The 14810-nt window shown below is 42.7% G+C and carries 18 protein-coding genes and 1 pseudogene; 11 read left to right on the top strand and 8 right to left on the bottom strand.

The window, feature by feature from the left end; genetic code table 11:
* Positions 1-35: 35 nt before the first annotated feature.
* Positions 36-500 (top strand): GNAT family N-acetyltransferase, encoded by a 465-nt coding sequence (locus AC6F33_RS13770; RefSeq protein WP_480948792.1) that lies wholly within the window; start codon positions 36-38, stop codon positions 498-500.
* 22 nt (positions 501-522) lie between these two features.
* Here AC6F33_RS13770 and AC6F33_RS13765 read toward each other — a convergent pair whose 3' ends face one another.
* Both AC6F33_RS13765 and AC6F33_RS13760 read right to left on the bottom strand, forming a co-directional pair.
* A complete protein-coding gene (locus tag AC6F33_RS13765; RefSeq protein WP_255748980.1) occupies positions 523-1542 on the bottom strand; it encodes an HD-GYP domain-containing protein in 1020 nt (339 codons plus the stop codon).
* Between the two features lie 156 nt (positions 1543-1698).
* Positions 1699-2106: a winged helix-turn-helix transcriptional regulator gene (locus tag AC6F33_RS13760; RefSeq protein ID WP_255748981.1), complete on the bottom strand. Its 408-nt coding sequence runs from the start codon at positions 2104-2106 to the stop codon at positions 1699-1701.
* Positions 2107-2240: 134 nt separating this feature from the next.
* On the opposite strand from AC6F33_RS13760, the gene AC6F33_RS13755 reads away from it, so the two are divergent.
* From AC6F33_RS13755 to AC6F33_RS13745, 3 genes are all read left to right on the top strand, one after another.
* A complete protein-coding gene (locus tag AC6F33_RS13755) occupies positions 2241-2747 on the top strand; it encodes a type 1 glutamine amidotransferase domain-containing protein (protein ID WP_255748982.1) in 507 nt (168 codons plus the stop codon).
* Positions 2748-2964: 217 nt separating this feature from the next.
* A complete protein-coding gene (locus AC6F33_RS13750; protein WP_255748983.1) occupies positions 2965-3351 on the top strand; it encodes an iron chaperone in 387 nt (128 codons plus the stop codon).
* Between the two features lie 37 nt (positions 3352-3388).
* Positions 3389-4264, top strand: coding sequence for a VOC family protein (locus AC6F33_RS13745; protein ID WP_255748984.1), 876 nt, complete (start codon positions 3389-3391; stop codon positions 4262-4264).
* Here AC6F33_RS13745 and AC6F33_RS13740 read toward each other — a convergent pair.
* The 4 genes and pseudogenes from AC6F33_RS13740 to AC6F33_RS13725 all read right to left on the bottom strand — a co-directional run.
* Positions 4261-5349, bottom strand: a pseudogene (locus AC6F33_RS13740) (MFS transporter); the annotation flags it as partial. The gene AC6F33_RS13745 and the pseudogene AC6F33_RS13740 overlap by 4 nt on opposite strands.
* Positions 5350-5425: 76 nt before the next feature.
* Positions 5426-6202, bottom strand: a complete 777-nt coding sequence (locus AC6F33_RS13735) for an ABC transporter permease (RefSeq protein ID WP_255748985.1) — start codon at positions 6200-6202, stop codon at positions 5426-5428.
* A complete protein-coding gene (locus tag AC6F33_RS13730; RefSeq protein ID WP_255748986.1) occupies positions 6199-6855 on the bottom strand; it encodes an ABC transporter ATP-binding protein in 657 nt (218 codons plus the stop codon). Before AC6F33_RS13730 ends, AC6F33_RS13735 begins: the two co-directional genes overlap by 4 nt.
* 106 nt (positions 6856-6961) lie before the next feature.
* Entirely contained in the window at positions 6962-7570 is a 609-nt protein-coding gene (locus AC6F33_RS13725) for a cupin domain-containing protein (RefSeq protein WP_480948629.1), read from the bottom strand.
* A gap of 591 nt (positions 7571-8161) precedes the next feature.
* On the opposite strand from AC6F33_RS13725, the gene AC6F33_RS13720 reads away from it, so the two are divergent.
* On the top strand, positions 8162-8809 hold the full coding sequence (locus AC6F33_RS13720; protein WP_255748988.1) for a C39 family peptidase: 648 nt from the start codon (positions 8162-8164) through the stop codon (positions 8807-8809).
* Positions 8788-9036 carry a hypothetical protein gene (locus AC6F33_RS13715; RefSeq protein ID WP_255748989.1) on the top strand — a complete coding sequence of 83 codons (249 nt, stop codon included), beginning with the start codon at positions 8788-8790 and terminating at the stop codon, positions 9034-9036. The genes AC6F33_RS13720 and AC6F33_RS13715 overlap by 22 nt, the downstream gene beginning before the upstream one ends.
* Positions 9037-9268: 232 nt before the next feature.
* Here the strand turns inward: AC6F33_RS13715 and AC6F33_RS13710 are convergent, their stop codons facing one another.
* The gene (locus tag AC6F33_RS13710; protein ID WP_255748990.1) at positions 9269-10234 is read right to left on the bottom strand and encodes a cytochrome b5 domain-containing protein; all 966 of its coding nucleotides are present in this window, start codon (positions 10232-10234) and stop codon (positions 9269-9271) included.
* Between the two features lie 17 nt (positions 10235-10251).
* Entirely contained in the window at positions 10252-11610 is a 1359-nt protein-coding gene (locus tag AC6F33_RS13705) for a ferredoxin reductase family protein (protein WP_255748991.1), read from the bottom strand.
* 647 nt (positions 11611-12257) lie between these two features.
* On the opposite strand from AC6F33_RS13705, the gene AC6F33_RS13700 reads away from it, so the two are divergent.
* From AC6F33_RS13700 to AC6F33_RS13680, 5 genes are all read left to right on the top strand, one after another.
* Positions 12258-13565 (top strand): L-cysteine desulfidase family protein, encoded by a 1308-nt coding sequence (locus tag AC6F33_RS13700; protein ID WP_255748993.1) that lies wholly within the window; start codon positions 12258-12260, stop codon positions 13563-13565.
* On the top strand, positions 13558-13746 hold the full coding sequence (locus tag AC6F33_RS13695; RefSeq protein ID WP_255748994.1) for a hypothetical protein: 189 nt from the start codon (positions 13558-13560) through the stop codon (positions 13744-13746). Before AC6F33_RS13700 ends, AC6F33_RS13695 begins: the two co-directional genes overlap by 8 nt.
* A 205-nt stretch (positions 13747-13951) precedes the next feature.
* The gene (locus AC6F33_RS13690) at positions 13952-14215 is read left to right on the top strand and encodes a hypothetical protein (RefSeq protein ID WP_255748995.1); all 264 of its coding nucleotides are present in this window, start codon (positions 13952-13954) and stop codon (positions 14213-14215) included.
* Entirely contained in the window at positions 14212-14412 is a 201-nt protein-coding gene (locus AC6F33_RS13685; RefSeq protein WP_255748996.1) for a hypothetical protein, read from the top strand. The genes AC6F33_RS13690 and AC6F33_RS13685 overlap by 4 nt, the downstream gene beginning before the upstream one ends.
* Complete coding sequence (locus AC6F33_RS13680) at positions 14375-14599, top strand: hypothetical protein (protein WP_480948627.1); 225 nt, start codon at positions 14375-14377, stop codon at positions 14597-14599. The genes AC6F33_RS13685 and AC6F33_RS13680 overlap by 38 nt, the downstream gene beginning before the upstream one ends.
* The last annotated feature ends 211 nt before the right edge of the window (positions 14600-14810 follow it).

Raw genomic sequence — 14810 nt, 5'->3', positions numbered from 1 at the left:
GGTTACAGAAATTGAGTAAAGGATTAGGGAGTGCTATGAACCCAACCATCAAAATCATCGACTATGATCCGCGCTACGCCAAGAAAACTGTGACAATGTGGCGGAAAAGCAAGGAGCAGGCGATTGGTCGGAAGGAAGGCCATTCGTTTGAAAATCACGTCTATTTTCTTAATCACATGTTGAATAAAGACAACGACATTAAGCTTGCCATTGAGAGCCAATCAGATCGTGTTGCCGGGCTGCTTGCTTTTAATCGGCAGGAAATTAATCAACTGTACGTATATCCAGACTATCAAAATTGCGGGATTGGACGGACTTTTGTAGACCTGGCAAAAAAAGAATCCTGTGGGCGGCTTCGGCTGTATACATTCGAGGTCAATCATAAGGCGCAGCGTTTTTATGAACGGAATGGATTTGTGATTATTGCGCGGGGTCATGAAAATGAGGAGGGATTGGATGACCTTTTGTATGAATGGGTTGCATCACCGCCAAGGAATTGATGACATGGTTTTTCTGAGACAATTAGCTGCTAAATTGATCAAAGGCAGCTTCAAACGCATCCGCATGCTCAAGAAATACGTCAACCAGCTTCGGATCGAAATGTGAACTGCGGTATTCCTTAATAATCTGAGTAGCTTTTTCATGGGAATAAGCCGATTTATAGACGCGCTTGGATCGCAGTGCCTCATAGACATCAGCTATGGCAACGATTCGTGCGGAAAGCGGGATCTTTTCACCTTTCAGTCCGTCGGGATATCCGGTTCCATCCCATCTTTCATGGTGCCAACGTGTGAGCTCAATACCGAGCTCGAGAAATTTATTTCCCGAATACTTATCTTGCACTTGTGTGAGTGTATTTGCGCCAATCGTTGTATGTGTCTTCATCACCTCAAATTCCTCTACAGTAAGCTTACCTGGCTTAAGCAGAATTTTATCCGGTATGCCGACTTTTCCGATATCATGCAAGGGACTTGATTTATACAGGTTATCAATGAATACATCATTAATTATGGTTTTGTATTTAGGCAAACGCTGCAGATATTCAGCGAGCAGCTTGCACAGTGTGGAAACGCGTTCAACATGAAAACCGGATGTCACATCTCTTGATTCTAATAAGCGCACCAATGAGTAGATCGTAGCAATTTGAGATTCATAGAGTTCTTTTTCGTGTCTGAGGTTTCGATCAAATTCTTGTTTATAATAATCCGCAAAGAAGCCGATAACAAATGCAATAATCACATATAAGGTAAGGCGGATCATCCAGTTTTCGAGTGGCTGGCTTTGATGCAGGGAGACATCTAAGGGCATAAAGGGGCCGATGAGCAGCGCGCTGACAGCAGCATGAATCATGCCTGGCTTCTTGCCCTGTGATGCGGAAACAATGGCAATGGGCAAGTACATAAAATTGGAATAGACGTTCGACGTCCCATCTGTAAGATACACAATGAGCGTAATGAAGCAAGACAAGAAATAGCAGCTGATCAGAATAAGAGGAGGAATGCAGGCAGCATCATGATCAGCTGTTTTTAGGTTCGTGTCCATGGTTAGTCTTCCCTTTGATGTATTTTTAGCGCGCGAACATTCAATTTGTTTGCTATTCATAATATAACAAATTTTTTGCTAATAGAACAAAAATTGGCAAAAAAAATCACATAAAAAAAGCATCTCTCATGTCAAGCGACACGAGAAATGTTGGATTCACTCATTATTTTTAATGGCATCTTCATTAATATTGTGCGGTGGTACGTGTGTGAGCTGTTTTAATCGCTGCGTTCCCCACTCGTACATCAAATCAATGATCGGAATCAGGCTAAGTCCAAGCTCTGTAATTTGATAGTCAACACGTACCGGAACTTCAGGGTATACGGTGCGCGTGATCAGCTCGTCTTGTTCCAATTCGCGCAGCTGCTGTGTCAACACTTTATTGGAAGCATTCGGCAACAATTTTTTTAATTCACCGAAACGATAGATACCGTCTTTACCTAAATGATAGAGAATGACGATTTTCCATTTTCCGCTGAACATGGATAGTGTCAGTTCCTTCGCACAGCTGTAGTCTCCGGAGAGCAATTTTTCCTGGACATCTGTGCGTACTTCATCAGTCATTTTACTGCCCCATTTCAGATTCTTAGTTACCGTTAAGTTACCGAATAACAAAAAAGTGCGTACTTTAAGGAAATACAGCCCTAGTATATCATGATCTTGTAGGCATTAAAAAGAAACTAAGGAGGAACCGTTCGATGAGCAAGATTGCAATTATTGTTACCAATGATGTTGAGGACATTGAATTTACGTCACCAAAGCAAGCACTAGAAGCTGCAGGTCACGAAGTTACAGTGATCGAAAAAGAAGCCGGCAGCGAAGTGACAGGCAAGCATGGGACTAAGATTCATATTGATAAAAGTATTGACGAAGTAAAACCGGAAGACTTCGATGCTTTGTTTATTCCCGGCGGTTTTTCACCGGATCAATTACGCGTGGATCCTCGCTTCGTGGCATTCACAAAATATTTTTTGGGCTATGACAAGCCGCTTTTTGCCATCTGCCATGGTCCGCAACTCTTTATCCAGACCGGTTTGGTAAAGGGCCGTACGCTCACTGCTTATGAATCGATTCAGCCTGATCTGTATTACGCAGGAGCAGTAGTTAAGAACCAGCCGGTTGTCGTTGATCATGCATTGGTGACAAGTCGTGTTCCCGATGATCTGCCTGAATTTAATGAGGCGATTGTCAAAGCGCTTGATTGATCCGTTCTCTATGGACCAATCTGTATAAAATAAGTGCTAATACCTTTAGAGTGTCCGCTGACATCTAAAGGTGTTTTTTTTGTTATAGTGAAGGACAAGACGTCAAAACGAAAAGAACAGTTGCCTCAGCGAATTACTCAATGGCGACTGATGCATATGATCCGTTTCGAAAGGGTATGACAAGAGCAGAGTACATAGTTTTTAGAGGGGGCAATCTATGGAAACTAAATCGACTTACCAAACCATTGATGAATACATCGCGCAATTCCCTGCTGAGGTACAGGAAACACTTCAAACGTTACGAAAAGTGATCTGTGAGACAGCGCCGGAGGCAACTGAGAAGATCAGTTATCAAATGCCGACCTTCGTGCTGCACGGAAATTTGGTGCATTTTGCTGCATACGCGAATCATATTGGCTTTTATCCGACGCCGAGCGGAGTTGCCGCTTTTCAAAGTGAGCTCACCGGCCTCAAAACTTCAAAGGGAGCCATTCAGTTTCCCATTGATCAGCCGCTTCCCTATGAATTGATTCACCGTATCGTTGCGTTTCGCATGGACGAAAACGTGAAAAAGGCGGAAAGCAAAGTAAAAAGGAAGAAATGAAGCATGTGCTTCGATTACAGTTGCGGGAGGAATTTTGATGCAGAAAATTGTGCCATATCTATGGTTTGATCATCAGGCAGAAGAAGCAGCGATTTTTTACACGTCACTTTTTAAACAGTCAACGATCATGAACACATCTCGCTATGGTGATGCAGCTCCGGATTCCTCACAAAATGGGAAAATCATGAGCGTCACGTTCCAACTTGAAGGTCAGACCTTTATCGCTTTGAACGGCGGTCCGCATTTTACCTTCACACCTGCAATTTCCTTCTTCGTAAATTGTGATTCACCCGAAGAAGTGGACAGCTATTGGGCGAAACTCTCGGAAGGCGGAATCGTTCTGATGGAGCTTGGCAGCTATCCGTTCAGCAAGAAATTCGGTTGGATTCAGGATCAATTCGGTATCTCATGGCAGATGAATCTGGGTCATCGCGATCAGATGATCACCCCGTCGCTGATGTTCGTCGGGAAGCAGCATGGAAAAGCGGAACAAGCGATGAGTGACTATATCTCCCTTTTTGATCATTCGGCGATTGATCAAATCGAGCGTTATGGGTATGACGCAGGGGAGATGGCGGGAACCGTCCTGCACGCATTGTTTCACCTTGCCGGGCAGGAATTCAAGGCAATGGACAGCGGATTGGATCACGCATTTACTTTCAACGAAGCCATTTCATTGTTTGTGAACTGCGAGACTCAGGAAGAAGTCGACACCTTGTGGGACAAGCTGTCCGAGGGCGGTGTGATCGAGCAATGCGGCTGGCTCAAAGATAAATACGGCGTATCCTGGCAAATCATCCCGACTATTTTAGGTGAACTGTTGCAAGATCCTGATCCGGAAAAAGCACAACGTGTGATGCAGGCGATGCTTCAAATGAAAAAAATAGATATTGCCACTTTGAAACAAGATTAGTTTCTTTTTCTTTTCTTTCTTAGCGTTGAGGCGCTGATAAAAACGGGAATTAATGCAAGAGCACAGAATAATGCGAGATGACTAAAGCCGCGTATGATTGCCGTTTGAGCGATAGGTGCTGCGGCTGAATCTTTTACAACAATAAATTGTGTTGCCAATTCCTTTACCTTTAATAAGGTGCTTCCAGAGAATCCCCTGGAAAGAGCTGAAATCGTATGACCGGTATCAGATGTAAAGAGTTGCCCTAGAACAGCCACTCCCAATGAAGTGCCAACATTCTTACTCATGTTCAGTATTCCGGCGGCTAATCCGGATTTGTCGGGTGGAACAGAATTCATCATCATTAATGAGGTGGAAGAGACAAGAAAGGGAATACCAATTCCGCGAATCAACAAGGATGGCAGAAGCACGGTTGAGTATGAGCTTTCAGTATTTATACCGGCTGCATATATGAAACTTATACCGGTCATTAGCGCGCCAAACATGACGACAAAACGCAGTCTATCTCCGCTCTTCTGACCGATAATCCCGGCAATCGGTGTGAGGGCTGCAATTAAGCAGGTAGCAGGTAAAAAGGCAAGGCCGCCGTATAAAGGTGAGAAGCCCCAGAAATTTTGGAAGAACATGCTCCAATAGGGCTGAGAACCAAATAATGAGGCCGAAAAGAGCAGCATACTGATACAAGGCAGAGTAAAATGAATCGATTTAAATAGTGCAAAGTCAATCAACGGTTCACGTGTTCGACGTTCAAGCCGTATAAAGAAATACAAGATGACTAAGCCTGCTGTTAGGTAAAAGGCACTTTCCGACTGGAACCCTCTTTTTTCGGCTTGAGTAAAAGATAATAGGATAGAAAGTAATCCGATGGATAGAACGATGAGACCCTTCCAATCTATTTTTTTTGATGCCTTATTGTTCTGTTTCTCATGTACAAACAGAAGCGTTAAGAGGACGGTCGCAATTCCAAAGGGTACATTTATCAAGAATATCCATCGCCAATTATCTCCATGTACCAACAATCCTCCAAGCACCGGGCCGGCAACAATACCAATTCCGCCGATTCCACCGTTTAATCCTATAGCTAGACCGCGCTGCTTTTAGAAAAAGCCTACAAGAGTAAAAACAAGCACGGTACTTTTCGATGAGAAAAGTACCGTGCTTTTAATTTTCACGCCGATTAACGAGCTGTTTTCTGTTATTGAAAAACCCTCTGTAGGACAGATAACACGAAATGAATGAAGAAATCGCGGTTGTCGAGAGCAGCATGAAGGTAACCATAATTTGATATTTGATGGCTTCCATCGGTGATGTACCGGCAAGAATTAAACCGGTCATCATTCCGGGAAGCGATACGATGCCGAGTGTTTTGGCTGAATCAATGGTCGGAAGCATCCCGGTTTTTATTGAGTCGCGGATGATTTCTTTGGATGAAAGAAGAATATCTGCGCCGAGTGCGAGCTTTGTTTCGATTTCGTCTCGCTTATTTTTAAAATCGGATGCCATTTGTTTGTAGCATAGTCCAAGCGCAACCATTGAGTTGCTGATGATCATGCCGCCGATCGGAATCATCTGATAGGGCTCATAGCGGATGATTCCCGACAGAATCAGGATCAATAACGTCACAAGTGTGCCGACGGCGATGGACAAGAAGGAGATCAACAAACCTCTTTTGATGGCTCGGCCTCTTTTTGCGGCATTGTAGGAAGCATTAAAGGTCATGAACAGCAGCAAAAGAGTTGTAAATGCCGGGTTTTTATAACCGAATACAAAGTTTAAGACATAACCAACTGCGACGAGCTGGATGACCGCACGAACCACACTAATAATGGTTTCTTTTTCAAGCTTCAGCTTTTGCCAATAAGAGAAGAAAAGGGTGACAAAGACCAGTGATGAAGCGATCATCAGCGATGTGACATGGATAGTTGTTGAACCGTTCATTGGATCGCCTCCAAAGTGTGAATCTCGCCATTTTCAATAGTGAGCAGCTTATTGGCATGTTTCCTGCTTTGCTCCGTGTTATGTGTGATCCACAGAATGGTTGTCCCCTTTTGATTGAGTGATTTGACAGCCTGCTCAACGATTTCGGTATTTGCTGTATCTAAGGCAGAGGTCACTTCATCGAGAAGCAGAATTTCCGGCTTGAATAGCAAGCTGCGGATCAATGCAATCCGCTGCTTTTCGCCTCCTGAAAGGTTTTTCACTTCTTTATGTAAATAATCGTTTGCCATATGGAAGACGGAAAAAAGTTCATCGACTCGCTCTTGTTCAAAGGGAACATTTCTGACTACAAAAGGAAATTCAAGATTTTCCTTGACGTGATCACCGAATAAATAGGGCATTTGAAAGCAATAAGCAATCTGTTTCCTTAATTCCATCGGATTATAATCGTTCAGATTTTTCCCCTTAAATGAAATTGCTCCATCGGTCGGGCTGATTAAATGGCAGCAAAGCTTGAGGAAGGTACTTTTGCCGCTTCCTGACGGGCCAACAATTGAAAGAAAATCCCCAGCATCAATGCTGACGGATACGTCTTTAAGAATAGATTGATTGTCGTTGGTGAAGAACACATGAGAAAAGTCAAGAGATGACACAGAAATGCACCGCCGTTTCTAAAAGATAAATGCTTGTTTATGCACTTATCATTTTAAACTTTTTTTATGCGATGCGCTTATGCAATGTTCGGCTGTGATGCTCTAATTAGTCGCTGCCGTATCTTTCTGCGGCTTCTGCAATGGCTTTTGTTTCTTGAACGGTACCATATGGATGCTGAGGCGGTGCATAGATCGAATATAATTTGATTGGCCGATCACCAGTATTAATTAAGTTGTGCCATTTTCCGGCGGGAATAATGAACGCAAAGTCCTTGTATACTTGTCTTTGAAAATTAAGTTGATCTTGTTGATCGCCCATTGCGACAAGCCCTTGGCCATCTTCGATCCGTATGAACTGATCAAGGTGAGGATGAACTTCAAGACCGATGTCTTCGCCGACATTGATACTCATCAAGGTAAGCTGCAAATGGGATCCCGTCCATAAAGCTCTTCGAAAAGCAGTGTTTTGTTTCGTCGCTTGCTCAATATTAACGACAAACGGCTCCTGTCCGTAATCCTTCAGATTAATTGCAGTCGGTGATACATCAGATCGTGATTGATACCCCGCTCCATAGGGAAAAGGAACATACTGATTTGAAAAGTACGTATTTAGTCTCGGCACGTTTACGTAGTAAGGGTAGGGACAAGCATTGTACATGATGTTTCTTGGCGCATGTCTTAAATTAGGACTAAAGCATGTTTGATAAGGATACATCTAGGTCAATCCTTTCATAGGCTGATAACAATAATTTATGCGCTGCATGTAAAGATTGTGCGGATCAGAGGGATGCTCAATCATTTGGGCAAGATCCACAATCATTAGGTGACCCTTGATGGAGTTCGTGCGGGCACCCCTCTTCCATGGAGCATCGTAACAGGCACCCTCTACGTGCATTCCGAATGTACAAATCTACCATCTAGTTAACCCACTCGTTTTTCATGGTAATAAATTCCTAATATTTTTCTCCAAGAAGGCATAAACCGAGTGACAAAGGTGATGTAATGCTGATTTTGTTAAAAATTTAGAATTCTATAAATCTACTGAAAATAGGGAGCGAGACACAAGTCTCGTTCTTTTTTACGGGCTATGGTAGAGATTGTTGGTTGTCTATTGCTTTATTTAATAATCTATCAAATAATGGTTGGCAGGAAGCATCTCGTAAATATGTTTAGAGTGGCTATGGTTTTCGTGGCGGCCTTTATGCTGGCGATTGTGCCTGCACCGTCATTTCGGCACATGCCAAAGGTCAGGTTATGAGAAAGAGAGTGATCATACGTACATCACCAGCTCAGCGACAATCCGCGTGTGGCACCGACCGTTCGGCTGCTTGGTACTTCGACCGAACTGGGCTGGAACTCGACCAGCAAACATCCGAGCACGATCACGCTGAATAAAGATATTGATACACCTGCCTATTCGCAAATGATTCGTGATCCGAAGATTGCTAACTCGATCTGCAGTCTGACAACGATTACGATGGCGATGAATCGCATGGGAGAAAATTTACTGCTCGAAGAAACGGCTTATTATGACTATGACGGCTTTGACAAATGGGTATTCAGCTCAGCACTTGCAGGATGCTACGGCTATAAATCGTATTCCGTGTTCACCGACATCGATGGATTGAAGAAGAAAATTGCCAAAGGATATCCGGCGGCGGTCAGTGTTAAATATACAAATGATCCAACCAACACACGCTATCATTATGTGAAAGGTGCGCCTGGGACAATACCTGGTCATTTGATTCTCGTCAGAGGGCTTAGACGATTGACGGTCAGGACTATGTCATTGTCAACGATTCATTCGCATCATCCGATGATACAGCTGTTCGAAAATATAAGATCGATCAGTTCTAAAAAGCATGGGCAAACGGTGTCGCTTATATTGTTCATGACAAGGAAAAAGGTGCAGGGTACGCCGCAGCGAAACGTGTGCGTGCGTCTTCGCTGCTAACGAAACAGGAAAGCGAATACGCACTTTACGTTGGCAAGAAAAAGATCACTATTCCAGCAAACGTTACCGCAAATGTCAGCCCTCTGACTGAGCAATCTGGTACATTGGCTACACGATTTCCGATGGAAAAAAATACGAAACAGACGCGCAAAAGAAATTTTATTATACGCATGAAACAGTGGACGGCAACATTGCCCTCGATGTTAAAAAGCTGGAAGCAGATCTGAACGGAAAGCATGCGACGCTAACCTTTTATGTGCTCGGCACAGAAGGAAATAATTACGTTGCAAAAATTGAACTGAACAAAAAACATAATAGTCAATAAAACAGATGCATATCACGAATGTGTTGAACCCTCCCATTTTCAAAAAGGAGGGTTTTGTTTTTCTCAATAATTTATTCTTCCCAAGCTCAACCTGATATAACATAGGAGTCTCGAGCTAGACGAAGGGCAAATGATTATTTCAAATAACCGACAACGGTAAGTGATGAGAGCACAGACGTCCCATGTGGCGCACTCTCAATCGCCGCAGTTAGATCTTGTCCGGCTTGAACACCATGATGGCGGCCGTTATGCCAGCCGGGTGCATGCGTCACATCATAGACCTTCCCTTTGACGGCCACATAAGCAGGTTGCCCATTTTGTCCGTTGTATTTTTTCAATTCGGCTAATGTGAATGTTCGCTTATTACTCTGGTTGGAATTTGATTGACTGCTTTGATTTGTACTGTAATTTTTCTTTGTCGCAGTATTCTTATTTTTCGTCAGATAGCCAATGACCGGGACAGCAGATAAAACAGATGTCCCATGCGGCGCACTTTCAATCGCCGCAGTTAGATCCTGTCCGGCTTGAACACCGTGGTGGCGACCATTATGCCAGCCTGATGCGTGGGTTACATCGTAAACTTTTCCCTTAACGGCTACATAAGCAGGCTGCCCATTTTGTCCGTTATATTTCTTCAGCTCAACTAATGTGAATGTTCGTCTATTATTCTTGCTGGAATTCGATTGACTGCTATTCGTTGTGCTGTTATTTGTTTTTGTCACCGCGTTCTTATCTTTCGTCAAATAGCCAACTATTGGAACGGCTGCGAGAACGGATGCCCCATGCGGCGCGCTCTCAATCGCCGCAGTTAGATCCTGTCCGGCTTGAACACCATGGTGACTGCCGTTATGCCAGTCAGGTGCGTGGGTCACATCATAAACCATTCCCTTAACCGCGATGTAAGCGGGTCGTCCGTTTCTCCCGTTATATTTATTTAATTCTGTGAGTGTGAATTTCTGCTTTTTATTTAAACTGAGTTTTCCTGATTGTGACTTGTTCGCCGATTTATTCTGTGGCTGTGCGTCGAGATTTCCGCAGCCAGCTAATAAAAGCATGGCTGTGAGTAGTATATAAACTGTATATTTTTTAATAAATAGCATAATTAGAAACGCTCCTTTTACATTGAAAAATTTTCATAATGAATTTTCTTTTTTTGCACATTCAGCCTACGTAACGTTTCAATAGCCGAATCCATCATCTTCGACGGGCCGCAAATGATATAATGTGTCCGTTTCATTCGATAGTGATGGGCGGCTAAATAACGAATGATTTTTTCTCGATTCAGGTGCCCGGTTTCACCATAATCATTTGCTTCCCTTGATAAAATAGGAACAAAGGTGAAGTTAGGCATTTGTTCGGTTAAAGAAGTAAATAAATTTGGGGAAATCAGATCGCTTTTATTCGGAACGTTCCAAAAAAGAATAACGCGCCGCTTTCTGTTTCTATAGCTTAAGTCTTTTAATATGCTGAGCATAGGTGTAATGCCAATTCCTCCAGCGATGAGTACGAGATCGGATTTGGTGCGGTATGCGCTGTTTCCAAGTATCCCGTAAGGTCCCTCAATTGTCGCGTGCGTTCCAGGAGATAATTTTGGAATCGAAGAGGTGTAGTTTCCAATTGATTTGACCGTGACAGACAGATAACGCCGATCATTTGGATTGGAAGTAATAGAAAAAGGATGTTCTTCTTCTGAAATACCACCATCAAGAATTCGGATAAAAACAAACTGACCTGCTCTATATGGAGGTACATAACCTCGTTCGCGTTTGAAAACAAGAGTATGGATACTTGGCGACTCAGTTGTGATTTGTACAAGAGTATAGGGCTGACGTTTTGCAAGCTTGATTTTAATTATTTTATGGTATAGATAGCAGCCAAAGGCGATTAGAAAATAAACGGTATAAACGCCGCATATCCAGAAATTTTGCCGGTAAAAGGCACTGAATATGAAAACGTGAAGGAAAACTAAAATAATTGCGATGACGTTAGCATTGTGAATCCACACATTATATTTAAAATCAAGAATATGCTTTTTTTCAAGCCAATGTCGAATAAACCCGAGGATCCTAATTCGCCGAGTAATGAAACCGGTCATGAAAATCAGTGAGAGACCAGCGAGAACAAGGAATAGTGTGAGCGCCAGGTCGCCAAATTGACGTACCGTATGCAGATAACCGGACCATATGGCCTCCTCGAGCTGTTTGTGGAGCATCGAGAGCGTGATCGCCACAATTGCGGCGGCACCATGAAATTGGTAGAAATGATTCAACCCAAAAAATCGTTCAATAAATTTGGGACGAGCGCTGATGACAAGCTCAGCCAGCAGCCATGTGTAGGAGATGGATCCAAGGACCATAGGTAATAAATTTCTTAGTGTTTGATAGGCCGGCGGATTCGCTGCATAGACGATCCAAATTGCCGGGAGAGGGCTCAATAAATAGATAAGCAAAATCATCGCTCTCATTAGTTTTAACATGTCCTTTGTCCTCCAGTGCAGAAGGTTTGATAGATTACAATAGTAATTATAATAATTATTAAATGAAAAAATCTTTAAAGATAGATGAGAAGTTGCACAGAAAATAAAAGAAACAAGGATTAAGTTAGAAGTTTATTTTTGAGTGGGTTCAATAGAGGAAAAGATTTGTCTTTAAGTGAAAAGGAATAGATAAGAGAAACTTTGTGAGGTAAGAAGATGGGGGATGGCAGCGATGAAAGCATTATAGTTAAAAATAAAGGACAATGGAAAAAGATGAGTATTGAGGATGTTCCAAATCCTCAACCAAAACAGGGGGAAGTCTTGGTTCACACTGTTGGTTTGAATCCTGTAGACTATAAAAACTGCAACAGCAGGACATCTGCGATGGTCCTAAAGACCCTTTTGTTTCATTTTTCAATCTATGGACACATTTTCATCTTGTATCTCCATTGATGAGGGTTAATATACGTATTATTAAATAATAAGATGAAAATAAGCAGGTTCGAAGAGATGACGCTTGGTAGTGAAAGCTTGAACAGAACTGTATTTTTAACCGTCTTGTCAGGTAGCCTGCCGGAGCAAAAGTAAGTGGATGCTCTTTTGCTACGTTTCTTTGATCCAGCACAATAGGGAGATATATTAATAATATGAAGCCAAACGATAAAATCTATTGCGATTACTTGAAAATCCTGAAAGAAGAATTGATTCCTGCCACGGGTTGTACCGAGCCGATTGCTGTTGCCTATGCAGCGGCGAAAGCGCGGGAGCTGCTGGGAACTTTGCCTGAAAGCTGCACCATAACGGTGAGCGGAAATATCATTAAAAATGTTAAGAGCGTCGTTGTTCCCAATACGAATGGTTTGAGAGGCATCAGTGCGGCGGTTGCGGCCGGGGTTATCGCGGGTAACGCTTCGCGGAAGTTGGAAGTGCTGGCAGACATCAAAGAAACGGACAAAACACGTATGCTTGAATATATGGAGACCCATCCGATCACAGTTGTTCCTGCTGATAACGACATTGTTTTTTATATTGCTGCTACGCTCAAAAATGGTACGGATGAAGCAACCGTTGTGATCGAACAGTATCATACAAATATCGTCCATATGACACGAAGTGGAAAAACATTGTATGACTCGGGCTCTGGATCAAAGGAAAAGACCCGATTGACTGATCGAAGCTGTCTCAACGTTCAGGATATCGTTGATTTTTCCGACAGTGTGCGCATTGAAGACATATCAGAAGTGATTGGGCAGCAGATCGATTATAATGCTGCAATCTCTGTCGACGGTCTGAAAAATAATTGGGGGGCGAATATCGGCAAGGTGCTGCTGAGTGCTTATGGTAACGACGTGAGAACACGTGCCCGGGCTGCAGCGGCAGCAGGATCGGACGCTCGGATGGGCGGATGCGAAAAGCCAGTCGTTATCGTCTCAGGGAGCGGCAACCAGGGGATGACTGCGTCCCTTCCAGTGATTGAGTATGCAAAGGAGTTGCACGTATCCCGTGACAAGCTTTACCGTGCTGTTGTACTGTCCGATCTTGTCACAATCTATCAGAAGACGGGAATAGGCCGCCTCTCTGCTTTCTGCGGGGCGGTCAGTGCGGGCTGCGGAGCAGGTGCGGGAATCGCTTATCTTTATGGCGGAGATTATGATGTGATTGCTCACACCATCGTGAACACCCTCGCTATCACTTCGGGCATTGTCTGTGACGGGGCTAAGCCTTCGTGCGCAGCCAAAATATCAGCGGCGGTGGATGCAGGTATCCTCGGATATAATATGTACAAAAATGATCAGCAGTTTTTAAGCGGAGACGGCATCGTCACAAAAGGAGTCGACAACACAATCCATAATGTCGGCGTTCTGGCAAAAAAAGGGATGCGGCAGACCGATCGTGAAATTATAAAAATTATGCTTGGACAGACGCAGGAATGTACGAACGCGTCTGTTGATTGAAACACAAACAAAAACTTACTACACACATGAAACATCAGACGGCAACATTGCGCTTGATGTCAAGCAGCTGGAAACAGATTTGAACGGAAAAAGTGCAAAGCTAACCATTTATGTGCTTGGCACGGAAGGGAACAACTACATCGCAAAGCTTGAATTGAACAAAAATAATCACGGCCATTAAAATAAACGCATTTCACAATATTTTGCCCTCCTGGTTAAACTACCGGGAGGGTCTTGTTTTCCTTCAATACTGATTCAAGTTTTAGGGGATACAGATGCTAAAATAATAATTGAATACACTAGAGTTTGTGCAGCTTGTTCCCTAATTTCAATTAAATGATATATTAGATGTAGTAAGTAAAACAGAATGAAAGGAGCTGTTAAAATTGAAATGGGAGCAAATTCGTGAACACTATCCAGAACAATGGGTACTTGTTCAAGCAATCTCTGCCTACTCAAAAAATTCAATCCGCTATCTTGAAGAACTATCAGTCATAGCAAATTTCCCCGAATCCACTTTGGCCTGGAAAGCATACAAAAAACTACATTTAGCCGACCCTACTCAAGAATATTATATTTTTCATACAGATCATGAAACTCTAGAGGTAAAAGAACAGAAATTTATTGGAATTAGGAAACAGCTCCAATGAATATTCTTATAAAAGATGGACTGCCAATCGTATCTGTGTCACTTGCCTATAAGAGAGCTATGATTCAATTAGATGACGTACTTTTAGATACAGGATGTTCAAACACAATCTTTGATACGGATGAAGTTGAAAAAGTTGGACTTATCATAGACAGCAAAAATGGCAGACCGAAAAGAATGTATGGCGGTTGGTGGTGAAAGTGAATTGTGCTACGAGCAAATCGTAACAGATTTAGCTATCGAAAATTTTTCAATGGGTTCATTTCAGATTCAATTAGGATTGACCAAGGAGACGTATGGGTTTAAAGGAATTCTTGGAGTTGATTTTATGATGAAATCCGGCTTAATTATCGATTTTCATAAAAACGTGGCATTTAGAGAATAGAAAAAAATAGCTAACCTCACTTAGGTACGTAATGGTGAGCCTATAATAAATGACAATATCTAAACACGATGACAGGATACCAGCTTTTTTAGATGGTATTTTTTCTTTGTGAAATTGAACTAATGGTGATTATGTAAGGGGGCTTAAAAACTTTTGAACGATAGGAACTAAATTAAAAATAGTGGAAATGTCATCTGAACATTGTCGCTGT

The sequence above is a fragment of the Sporolactobacillus sp. BBK16-2 genome (assembly GCF_059878335.1).
This window is presented reverse-complemented; position numbering and strand designations above follow the sequence as displayed.